The organism is Acetobacter conturbans, from assembly GCF_011516755.1.
GTDB lineage: Bacteria > Pseudomonadota > Alphaproteobacteria > Acetobacterales > Acetobacteraceae > Acetobacter > Acetobacter conturbans.
In genome coordinates this window covers 1-11,144 of the sequence record NZ_WOSY01000036.1, presented here as the reverse complement: position 1 = coordinate 11,144, position 11,144 = coordinate 1, and the positions used below count along the sequence as shown (strand labels likewise).

Below are 11,144 nucleotides of genomic sequence, written 5' to 3'. Positions count from 1 at the left end.
GAGACCGAAGGCGTGACACTGGGGAATATCCATGAAAGTGAACGACTTTCTGGATTTCCCAGTTCCGGAACCTCAGTACAAGATACCCATCACGAAAAGTGCGGAAGAACCAGTTTCCCCCTACCCTGTTCCTTAAAAAGAGTATCAGTAAGCCCCTGACAACAAGGCACCACCACCAGGCGCAACCCTTTCAAGTCCCAATTGTTTCAACATGGCATAGGTTGTCGCCACTGCGGCGCTGAGAGTTGGTTTGCCTGTAATCGCCTCTACCATGGGTACAACAGGCAAAGAGGGCATCTGAACACAAGCCGAAACAATCACGGCATCTGCATCGCTATACTTCAGAGAGCGCGCAATATCTGGAAGGCGGGAACAGTCATGTCGGGCAACATCCAGATTATCGGGTATCTCCAGCGCCACATAATCAATAACAGTATGCCCTTCATTGGCTATATAATTGACTACAAGCTCAGTCAGGGGCCGCATATAGGGTGCAATAACAACAATCTTTTTTGCATCAAGCACTTTCAAGGCATCAACAAGCGCCCCAGCACTTGTTACGACAGGTGCAGGTTGCCCGTTCTCCACCGTGCGGCCATGCAGCCGCCGTTCGGAAACCCTATGATAGCCCAGTCCCATAGACATGGTCGCTACAAGGCAGGCATAACCAAGCACATCCACAGCGGCATCGCTGAGTTCAAGTGCGCAACGGTCTGACTGACCGTCCATAGCCGCCAGTTCATCCTTGTTGACCGTTTTCATCCGCATCCGGGCTGAATGGAAGGTAAACCGTTCAGGCCGGATGTTTTCTCTTAAACGCAATAAAGCCGGAATTTCCGTTTCCATGGTAATGTTGGAACTCGGCACGATCTGGCCAATGCGATAGTGTGTTTTCATAAATTTTTACCTTCATACCCAAAACAGCAATCACTTTAATGACTGCTGTTTTTTGTTATTCTGAGAAAATACGCTCCTAGGAAACGGCTTCCATAAAACCTTCAAGATTATCCCAGGGAATCATATGGCCAGCATCCTGCACCTTAACGATCGAAATTGCCGGGTTGAGCCCCGCAATCTCAGCTTCGTCCTCAGGCTGGATCACACCGCCACGTGTAGCAACAACCAGACGGGTAGGCATGCTCAGATGAGGAATATCCTGATGGATATCCTCAGTATGAAATTTTTCAAACGTGATCCGGGTGGCTAACTCGTCGCACGTATGCAACCATTGCGCTCGGAGCTCGCGCTGTTCCAGAGTCCATGTCGGGCAGAAACGGCTCATGTCTTCCGCACTCATACCCAGTCGTGCAAGCCGGATAGACTCTGTATACCAGTCGAGTTTTGCAGGATAGGCGCGTCGACCCGGCCCACTCACAGGAGGATCAATCAAGAGAAGACGTGAAATAGTCGACGGATTTCGTCTGGCAGCACGAATACCAATCCTCGCGCCCATAGAATGCCCCATAACCGTTACGTTTTTTAGGCCCAGCGCTTCAATGAAGGCGGTTACATCATTGGCATAACTATCGAGATCGTAATCAAGATCCGCTCCGGTTGAAGACAGCCCACGACCGCGCACATCCAAAATATAAACATCATGCGTAGCGGACAGACGCTCCCCAACAAACCCCCAGGTTATTGCGGGGCTGGTGATGCCGGGCACCAGAACCAGAGGGCTCCCTTTTCCACCATAACGCAGGTAATGCTGGCGAATACCATTGGCGTGAACATGCGCACCATAAAGCAACCGGGTTTCACTCATACTTATTATACTCCTGCCTGATCCGGCACTGTGGCCAGAAGCGTTTCAAGATCAATGACATCGGCACATTTCTGCGCCATGTCGAAAAGATTAGCCTCATGTGGGGCAATAGCTCTGTCTCCCACACAGTCCGATACGACAACCGGACGAAAGCCTGCCTGCAGAGCGTCCAGCACGCTGGCGCGTACACACCCTGATGTCACGCACCCAGCGACCACCACAGTCTGCACACCATGTGTCACAAACCACGCAGCAAGAGGTGTACCTGCAAACGCGGATGGCACGGTTTTACGTACGACATATTCGCCTTTTTCCGGAGCAAGTTCGGGCACAATAGCTGAGGCCGGATTATTTTCTGTCAGCCCCAGCATGGTTGGAACCTTCAACGAGAAAATATTCGCATCCGAACCATCATCCGCAAAAACGATCCGTGAGTGGGCCACTTTCCACCCGCGTTTTCTGGCCTCGGCCAGCAATGTGCGCGTCCGCGCAATGGCTTGTGGAATATTGCCACCACCAAAAGCATCTGGGTCTGAAAAACCATTGACAAAATCAACAATTAACAGGCCAATGCGCCCCACAATGCCAATCTGGTTGCCAAATCCCTGTTTTTGGTAGCGCTGCTCATCACGCCCATCCATAGCTGTCATGCTTTATCTCCTAGAAGTTTGCCATTCTGCACAACTGCTTTTCCATCCAGCATGACGGTACAGTTCCGCATGGGAATATCTATATGGCAGGCCGTCTCACGCTTGCCTCCGGCTTCGTTATTCGGCCCGGTTGACCATAGGAAATTACCTGCACAGGCACGCGGGTCCATACCGATACTGGCCTCACGGTCATAAAACCCCATGACAGACCAATGCGCCCGTTGCTGCAGACCCCACCCTATGTGCGAGACGGCAAATACCTCAGGGTCATTGAAACTTTCCATATAATCGCGCAGGTGATCTGCTTCGAAGCCACCTTCAATCGCTTTTACGTAGCCTTTTTCCAGATGGCAGGTGATCGCTGCCGTAACATAACTTTTCTGGGGCAGAAGAATGTCACCAGGAGCCAGCACAATACGCCCCTCCGCTGTGCCTTCATTCGCCCATGTGGCTAAAAATCCACTCGGCCAATGATCCCAGCGACCGGGCTTATCCACAAAGCCGTATTCCTCCAGAATGGGGTAATCTCCCAGTGCGAACGTTGCATCTGTACCGGCCTCTGAACTCACCGTCATGGTTCGGGCTGCACGCAGTACGGCAGAGGCAGCCAGTACCTTTCCCCTATCCTGCAATGTAGGCGTCATACGCACCAGAATATCCGGCGGTTCAACAGCCAGAAGAATACGACCGCCTGCCTTGAGAATTTCATGCTGCTCAGCCGAGAAAAGCAGCGTCATCAGATCAAGAACCAGATCGCTTGCCTTGAGCATTTCGACTGCGGCCCGGTTTTCCGTCAGCGGTGTTGTACCCACGAATGCCAGCGGATCACGTGACAGAGAAACGCTGCCATTGCTTGGTTGGAGGTCAAGCCTGTTGGCAATGGCTCCGCGTTCCTGCACCGCCAGAATAGCACAGCGCAGTGTCTGCTCGTTGGTACTGGAAGATGTTAGCAGCGCAACACTTTGCCCCTTCTGGAGGCCGCACAGCTCGAGCACCTGGCGCCAAGCGCCTAAAAGCTCAAAATCACTGACAGGCATGGCATATTTCCTTCATGACAAATGGCATTTTCATCGGAACGAAAACCCGTATTCTAAAAAACATTAAGGGTGCGCCAGAGCACGCAATGCAGCGACCCGTTCCGGCAGGTTCGGCCAAGGCTTCTCTCCCGGCGCCATCGTGCGACGTAAGTAGGAGACAACCTCGACAATCTGCCGGTCAGACAGCAGATCCCGATAGGCTGGCATGGTGTTGGCACTGCCGTGGGCGGGATCAGGAGCACCATTCAACAAGACGTTGACAACATTATCCGGTGTTTTGGCCCACACATTGCTGTTCAACGCCAGTTGTGGGCGCGCACCATACAAATGCGCTCCCTCTCCTTCATGACAGGCGGCGCAAGCTGTGTTGTAGATCCGCGCTCCCTCCCCTGCGTCCAACGCCTGCTGCGTGGCAGCAGCCGCCAGAACGGCCTGTCTGCGGGCCAGTACGGGTTCGGTCGGCTGACGGGTGTCAAACGAAGCGATATAATGTGCTATTGCCTGCACATCCTCGTCCGGCAAAGCTTGCATAGCATGCACCACAGGCGCCATAGGGCCGCCTGCCGGGCCATGATTAGGACTGAACCCTGTGCGTAAATACGCATAGAGATCCTGCTCACTCCAGGGTAACGGTGATACTGACAGATTTGAGAGGGCTGGGGCATTCCACCCCTCTGCCTCTCCACCCGCCAGATAAGCAGACCGCCACCGCTCTGCCCCCAGAGCGTTGCGAGGCGTATGGCAACCGGAACAATGCCCCGCACCTTCCGCCAAATAGGCGCCACGGTTCCATAATGCGGAACGGGCCAGGTCGGGTGTGAAGGGAGCCGAACTATGAAACAGCGTGTTCCACCCGGCCATGAACGCACGGATATTATACGGGAATGTCAGGCGGCTACTCGGCACTTCCTGCCGGACTGGCTGCTGAGACATTAGGTACGCATAAAGCGCCTGCATGTCCGTATCATTAATTCTTGCAAAACTTGTATATGGAAAGGCAGGGTAAAGATGATGCCCATCCCGGCTGACCCCTTCGCGCATGGCACGTGCGAATGCGGTATAGGACCAGTGGCCCAGACCAGTTTCGGGATCTGGTGTCAGGTTAGTTGTATAGATCGTACCAAATGGTGTTTTAAGACCAAACCCACCCGCATTTTCAATACCTCCCGGCACGGTGTGGCACACGGCACAATCTCCTGCCGCAGCAACCTGCGCGCCTCTGTCAATGACGCTTTGGGAGAACATGCCGGGCACAGGTGGAGGCACAGGCGCAATTGCGACCCGCCAGGGCAAAAGACTGCTCAGCCCACCGCCGACCACAGCAAACAGTCCGGCCAACCCACCGGCTCGCAAAATGGTTTTCCAGTTGCGTTGCTTGGCAGCCGGTGATGCAGGCTGCCCGAACGTAGCCAAAGCCGCCAAAGCAGTCGGGACTGGTGGCTGTAAAGGACCAAGAGCCTCATCCAGCCGTGCCTTGACCTTTTCAGGGGTAAAGGGGGCGTCTCGAAAACGTACCCCTGTTGCAGCGTAGAGCGCATTGGCAATAGCCGCAGCACTGGGAACAGATGTCGACTCTCCAGCCCCCAGGGGTGGCTGTTCTGGCTGGTTCACAAGGACGGAATCTATCCATGGCACCTCGGGAAACGTAATGATAGGGTAACCACCCCACTCACGGCTTTCCACACCTTCGGTGTCGAACGTCACCTGTTCCTTCAGCGCCCGGCTGATAGACTGGACAACATTCCCATGCAACTGGTGCCGGACACCCGCAGGGTTAATCATAAGCCCCGCATCCTGCCCAACAACAGCGCGCGTTACCGTTACTACGCCTGTCAGTCTATCAACTTCTACATCTGCAACCCAGGCAGCCCAAGCAGCAGGGACACCGGGAAATGTGCCATGCACATATTGCGCATAGGCCAGCCCCCGCCCGGCCAGTACTCTGGCCCGTGCATCGGGTTGTGGCAGAGTGACGCGGGGCTGCCAGTCAGCTTTTGCTGCTGTAGCCTTTAACAAAGTCGCAGCGCGCTCGTCAGGAAGGTAACGCAGGCGATACTCCAGCGGGTCTACCCCTGCCGCAGCTGCCAGTTCGTCTATGTAACTGTCATGGGCAAAACTGTTAGGCAGGGCGGACACGCCTCTGAACCATGATGCCCGCGCCATCGGTGGCATATCACGCACGGTTATGCGTGCATTCTGATAGGCATATGGTGGAACTGAAGTACGATCCCCCATCTGCGCCACCTGCGGCACTGCGGCTGGCACGGCTCCTGTCAGCACCAGCGCCAGCAGGGGCGACACGTTCGACGGGTAACTCGTATGCAGGTCATAGGCGAGAGGCTGGCCCGCTTCATCAAGCCCGCCCCTAATGCTAACAAGCTGCGCCGCTCCTTTAGGCTCCCAGACATGCTCCTGCTCACGCGACAACTGCACCCGCACAGGCCGCCCCACGGCACGGGACAGTAAGGCAGCATCGCCCCCGACATCATCCGCACAGTTACGCCCGTAGCACCCCGCAGCCTCATGCCTAATGACGGAAACACAAGTCGGTTCCAGCCCCATCAGCAGTGCCAGATCAGCTTGCAGCATGTGAGGGTTCTGGGTGCCGGACCAGACCTTGAGCTTCCCCTCCTGCCAGTGTGCAACGGAACAAGACGGGCCTATGGAACCATGCATCTGGTAAGGCCAGAAATACTCACGATCCAGACGCTGCGAAAGCTCCGGCAAAGCAGCCTGAGCATCCCCCCTATCGAGCACCACACGCTCTGTATAAGGGTTTGCCTTCAATGCTTCCAAAGGATCAGACAAATTCGGCAGGGCAACAGGTGCCCATGTAAGGTGCAAGGCTGCTGCTATAGCTGCCGCCTGCTCTTCACGTTCAGCAACAACACCGACAAAATCACCGAGCACGACAATATCCAGCAGCCCCGGCATACCCGCCACGGACTGTCTATCTACGGATAGAAGCGTACGGCCAACAAAAGGACCATGATCATACCCTCCATAGGGCGGCCGAATAACCCGACCATGAACCATGTCAGGCACACGCACATCATGCACATACACTGCACGTCCCGTGACCTTGTCAGGAATATCAACACGCGGAAGATCCTGCCCTACTAAACGGTAGCGCGAAACAGGTTTGACCGGCGTTTTAGCATCTAACTCACACCGTACAGATAAACCTGACACCAGATCACTGAATCCGAGATCGACACTCCCATCTGCAGTGCTGATCCGGCCATTACGAATATCCAACTCATCTACACGCAGCTTTGTCAGTTCGGCTGCACGTTGCAGCAAAATCAGCCGCGCCTGCGCAGCAGCCCGCCGCAAAGGGCGGGCCGTGACCTGAATGCTTTCGCTAGCAATGGTCGCACCCTGATCCGGCGTTTGGTCGGTGTGCCCCAGAACCATTTGCACCTGAGCTGGCTCTGCATCCAGTTCCTCGGCCATAATCTGGGCAAGCGATGTGGCGATACCCGTGCCAAGATCAACATGACCGCAAAAGCCACGCACTTGCCCATCTGCTGCAATTTCCAGCAGTGTTTCTTCGCGCGGGACAAAATTATTACGTGACGACAATCCCTTTGCGGGAACCGCCTGCTGGAAAATCTGTAACATGCCTTTCATGTTAAATCAGTCTCCGGTTTCAGGCCCGCTGCGATCTTTGCCGCACACAGAATTTCCATATGTGTACCGCAACGACAGAAATTATATTTGAGCGCTTCCCGTAGTCCGCGTTCATCAGGGTTAGGAACTGCATCAAGAAATGCCCGCAAGGTCATCACCATACCGTTAAGGCAGTATCCACACTGTGCAGCCTGTGCCTTAACAAAGGCTAGTTGCACTGGATCCTTACCATCAGCAGAAAGCCCTTCGAGCGTCACAATATTTGCGCACCGTGCGGCGGTATCCAGCCGCACGCTACAACTTCTGGCCGCCTGTCCATCCAGCAGGACAGTGCAGGCACCACAAGCTCCCAAACCACACCCAAATTTGGGACCATTCAGCCCAAGATCGTTGCGCAGAATATTCAGTAACGGCGTCGCAGGAGAGGCTACCACCTCGTGGCGACGTCCATTCACATTAAGAAAAACGCTCGCCACCATGACACATTCCTTTATTTTAAAGGATCAACTGTCAGCCAAAAGAAAGGTCATACACATTGTCGCCGTAGCACCAATACGGATCTTCCGGCTGTTTCAGCCATGTATTCGCATTGGAAATAGACTGCACCTTGGTCGCCCGCTCCTTACGTGCTGTATAATAAGCGCCAAATGTATGGTTCAGGTCAGACACTCCTAGCTTGGCGAGGCTTAACGCCAGAACCGCAGCATCCTCCACGGCCATTGCAGCACCTTGGGCCATATGCGGCTTCATAGGGTGGCAAGCATCGCCCAGCAGTACAGTCCGCCCCTGATGCCACACAGGCAAGGGCTGTCGTGTTTTTAGCGGCCATTTTGTCACGACATCTGTGGCGTCAATGTAACCCTGAACTAGCGGATGAAAACCCTTAAAGGCTTCACGCAATGCCTCACGGCTACTGGGCAACTGCCCGGCCCGGCTCGTCCATTCCGCAGGCTCACCTGTTACGAGGTAGAATTCGCTTTCCTCACGATCCAGATAATAACAGACGATATGCCTGTCGTCAGACCACCACTTGGCATTGACATCAGCCCCAAGTGCTTTAGCGGCCTGTCCGGAAATGATAGCCCGATGCGCAATCCAGCCCGTATAAACAGCCTCATCCATGCCAAATAGTTTTTCACGCACACAGGAATTAATACCGTCCGCGCCAATCAGGATATCAACTATTTCTAGTGCACCATTTTCAAACGTCAGTGCCACTTCACGACCATTATCACTGAAATCAATCAGCTTATGACCCCAACGTACCCGCTCCGGGCTAATGCGCTCCAACATACGCTGGTGCAGATCTCCCCTATGGATTGTAATGTACGGCGCGCCATAACGTGAACGTTCCGCATTCAGGGGAATTTTGGCCATAATGGTACCATCATCCCACTTCCGACTAACCCAGTAATCTGGCAGGCAAGAAATTGCTTCCAGTTCCTTGTCCAGACCATCAAGCTGCGCCAAGATTTTCAGTACATTAGGGCCAAACTGAATACCCGCTCCCAGCCTTGAAAAGCCAGGCGCCTGATCATACAGCACAACATCAAAACCCGCCCGCTCCAATAGCCCCGCAGCCGCGACACCCCCCAGGCCGGCCCCTGCGATTCCTATGCGAATTCCATTTGCCATTGTCTCTGAATCCTTGACTACGGTTCTGCCCCTTAAGGCATATATAGCGTATACGCGATATATGCATACTTATTGAGATAAACTTATCCGTCAAGAATTTTATTTCGGTTTAGATACGCTTTTAATTACGAATCCGAAATTGCAAGCTTGCCCAGAATATGAAGTGCCGCAATGCGTTCACACTCATCCAATGGAGCAAGAGTCAATTCAGTAACCTTTTTCGCCACTGGAATTGTTGCTTCAATCAGTTCTTTTCCTTCTGGCGTAATCGACACCAGACGTTGGCGTCGGTCCGCCTTATCCTGAACAATTTGCACAAGCCCCCGCTTTTTGAGACGTGAAACGACGTCACGCAGGGTTGCATGATCAACGGCAGTCTCATGACTGATTTGCACGATCGGCGCAGTACCCAATTTGCGTATCGCTGTCATGACCGCAAATTGCACTGAAGTCAGATCAATATCAGGAATTTCTTTTTGAAAAATAGCCGTATGCCTCTGGTAGGCGCGACGTAAAAGATGGCCAATTTGCTTTTCAAGAGCATAATCCGAAGATAAAATACTTTTAAAATCGGACATAATCAAAAACCTCAGAAAAGAAATATTTTCATGTTACATAAAAGCGTGAGGATGCATATTTTTTAAGCAGCCACATTCAAATATATAAACGTTATCCCACCATTAATAAAGAAACAAAGTTTTTAAAAATTACAACATATTTATAGAAAACATATTATTCCTATTAATGATTTTTAAATTCATACACTTTCTGAATGATTCAGAAAAATTTCCTTCAACCCGTAACGGCTATGGTCGGGGTGGAATGTTCCTCGCACTCCGCGTTCGACCTGTGTCCGCAAACACGCATCGAGATGGAGAATCTGTTCGCCCTGATCCTTGCGTGTCGCTGTGACGATCACCGCGACTGAACTGCCCCAGGTTTACCGGAGAGTAAAACTCTCGGAGGATGAGCCCTATGCCCGGCTTTGTTACGCAAATACCGACCAAGGATTCCCTGTTTGAATCCAGTTTGTTAACTGATTGGCATGAGCAAACCGAAATCCACGCGCTACCGAACGACGAACTGGTCATCCTACAACGCAGCACTGAAAACGCGTGGTTCTCTAACGGTATGGTTTGACCCGTCGATGAATTTGGAAGACCTTCCGACGGGGCGCCGTGAGCGTCAGCCGGGTTACAGCAATGCTGCGAACCAGACCTGTCTGACACTGAAAATTCTGTTCGGTTTTGCCCTGCGACAGACAACGGGTTTTATTGAAAGTCTTATGCGTCTGGTTGGACTTGCATGGTCTGTGCCGGATTTCAGCACGCTGAACCGCCGGCAGAAATCCCTGCCGGTCGATGTCCCCTATCGCAGTTCGAACTGCCCGCTCCATCTTCTGATCGACAGCACCGGGATCAAGGTTGAGGGAGAAGGTGAATGGCACACCCGCAAACACGGGGCATCAGAGCACAGGATCTCGCGCAAACTTCATATTGCTGTTGACGAAGGCTCACTGGAAATCAGGGCTGTTGAGATCATGAAAAATGATGTCGGTGATGCTCCGGTCCTGCCGGTGCTTCTGGAGCAGATCCCCGATGAGGAGGACGTCGCCAGCGTCACGGCTGATGGCGCATTTGACACGAGGAGATCCCATGAAAAACCATTGCCGGCCGCGGCGCCCAGGCTGTCATACCTCCTCGAAAAAACGCAAAGCCATGGTGTCCCACATCAGCAGGAGCCATCGCCCGAAACGAAGCTCTACGGGCCTGCAGACATCTTGCACGGGCTCTTTGGAGACGGTGGAGCGGTTATCATCGACGAAGCCGCGTCGAGACGAAGATGCACTGCATCAAACTGCCGGGCCAACGTCTGACAGCACGCGATTTCGACCGCCTGATCACTGAAGTTCATATCCGTGTTGCTACCCTTAACCGATTCACAGCGCTCGGAACCCCACTCACACATGCGGTTCAGTAACGGAATACTCTATAACGGTGCAGTCACGCCGATAGAGTGAATTGTGCAACAGAGCCGGCACAACCGGGACCGACCACAGCCGAGGCTGCAAGGATCAAGGGATTTGAGCGTAAGGTTCGTGAACTGCGTCGGGCCAATAAGATCCTCAAGAAAGCTTCGGCTTATTTCGCGCAGCTTACTTACCGGATGGCTGATTCTGCCATCATCTTGGTCATGCAGGTGATGGGAGAGTTTCTCAGCAGCCGACATGAATCATCAGCTTTCTACCGGCAAGGGCGGATGGCGGGCTTGTGCACGCATTCTGCTCAGTCAAAGTTCGAATCTCGCCAAGCGTACTAGGCTCAGGACTTGTCTTATGAAATCCGGGTCGCTGTATGCGACAAAGGCAGCAGTCAGGAGGTGGCCACCTCCTGACTGCTGGAGAGAGCGGGTCGAGTCAGGACAGGC

At 53.4% G+C, this 11,144-nt stretch carries 8 protein-coding genes and 1 pseudogene; 1 reads left to right on the top strand and 8 read right to left on the bottom strand.

Annotated features, from left to right (window positions below):
* Window positions 1-144: 144 nt before the first annotated feature.
* From GOB81_RS16515 to GOB81_RS16480, 8 genes are all read right to left on the bottom strand, one after another.
* Window positions 145-897 (bottom strand): maleate cis-trans isomerase family protein, encoded by a 753-nt coding sequence (locus tag GOB81_RS16515; protein WP_277876933.1) that lies wholly within the window; start codon window positions 895-897, stop codon window positions 145-147.
* 76 nt (window positions 898-973) lie between these two features.
* The gene (locus GOB81_RS16510; protein WP_173571371.1) at window positions 974-1,762 is read right to left on the bottom strand and encodes an alpha/beta fold hydrolase; all 789 of its coding nucleotides are present in this window, start codon (window positions 1,760-1,762) and stop codon (window positions 974-976) included.
* Between the two features lie 5 nt (window positions 1,763-1,767).
* Window positions 1,768-2,412: an isochorismatase family protein gene (locus tag GOB81_RS16505; RefSeq protein ID WP_173571370.1), complete on the bottom strand. Its 645-nt coding sequence runs from the start codon at window positions 2,410-2,412 to the stop codon at window positions 1,768-1,770.
* Complete coding sequence (locus GOB81_RS16500; RefSeq protein WP_173571369.1) at window positions 2,409-3,449, bottom strand: 2,5-dihydroxypyridine 5,6-dioxygenase; 1,041 nt, start codon at window positions 3,447-3,449, stop codon at window positions 2,409-2,411. Before GOB81_RS16500 ends, GOB81_RS16505 begins: the two co-directional genes overlap by 4 nt.
* A 63-nt stretch (window positions 3,450-3,512) precedes the next feature.
* Complete coding sequence (locus GOB81_RS16495) at window positions 3,513-7,082, bottom strand: molybdopterin cofactor-binding domain-containing protein (protein WP_173571368.1); 3,570 nt, start codon at window positions 7,080-7,082, stop codon at window positions 3,513-3,515.
* Entirely contained in the window at window positions 7,079-7,561 is a 483-nt protein-coding gene (locus GOB81_RS16490; RefSeq protein WP_173571367.1) for a (2Fe-2S)-binding protein, read from the bottom strand. Before GOB81_RS16490 ends, GOB81_RS16495 begins: the two co-directional genes overlap by 4 nt.
* 31 nt (window positions 7,562-7,592) lie before the next feature.
* The gene (locus GOB81_RS16485) at window positions 7,593-8,717 is read right to left on the bottom strand and encodes an FAD-dependent monooxygenase (RefSeq protein WP_173571366.1); all 1,125 of its coding nucleotides are present in this window, start codon (window positions 8,715-8,717) and stop codon (window positions 7,593-7,595) included.
* Between the two features lie 125 nt (window positions 8,718-8,842).
* Window positions 8,843-9,295, bottom strand: a complete 453-nt coding sequence (locus GOB81_RS16480; RefSeq protein WP_025860006.1) for a MarR family winged helix-turn-helix transcriptional regulator — start codon at window positions 9,293-9,295, stop codon at window positions 8,843-8,845.
* A gap of 467 nt (window positions 9,296-9,762) precedes the next feature.
* On the opposite strand from GOB81_RS16480, the pseudogene GOB81_RS16475 reads away from it, so the two are divergent.
* Window positions 9,763-10,697 (top strand): annotated as a pseudogene (locus GOB81_RS16475) (IS5 family transposase).
* The last annotated feature ends 447 nt before the right edge of the window (window positions 10,698-11,144 follow it).

Bases quoted from the DNA above. Each gene is read 5' to 3' on its own strand.
- GOB81_RS16515 (WP_277876933.1), bottom strand. From the start codon at position 897: ATGAAAACACACTATCGCATTGGCCAGATCGTGCCGAGTTCCAACATT.
- GOB81_RS16510 (WP_173571371.1), bottom strand. From the start codon at position 1,762: ATGAGTGAAACCCGGTTGCTTTATGGTGCGCATGTTCACGCCAATGGT.
- GOB81_RS16505 (WP_173571370.1), bottom strand. From the start codon at position 2,412: ATGACAGCTATGGATGGGCGTGATGAGCAGCGCTACCAAAAACAGGGA.
- GOB81_RS16500 (WP_173571369.1), bottom strand. From the start codon at position 3,449: ATGCCTGTCAGTGATTTTGAGCTTTTAGGCGCTTGGCGCCAGGTGCTC.
- GOB81_RS16495 (WP_173571368.1), bottom strand. From the start codon at position 7,082: ATGAAAGGCATGTTACAGATTTTCCAGCAGGCGGTTCCCGCAAAGGGA.
- GOB81_RS16490 (WP_173571367.1), bottom strand. From the start codon at position 7,561: ATGGTGGCGAGCGTTTTTCTTAATGTGAATGGACGTCGCCACGAGGTG.
- GOB81_RS16485 (WP_173571366.1), bottom strand. From the start codon at position 8,717: ATGGCAAATGGAATTCGCATAGGAATCGCAGGGGCCGGCCTGGGGGGT.
- GOB81_RS16480 (WP_025860006.1), bottom strand. From the start codon at position 9,295: ATGTCCGATTTTAAAAGTATTTTATCTTCGGATTATGCTCTTGAAAAG.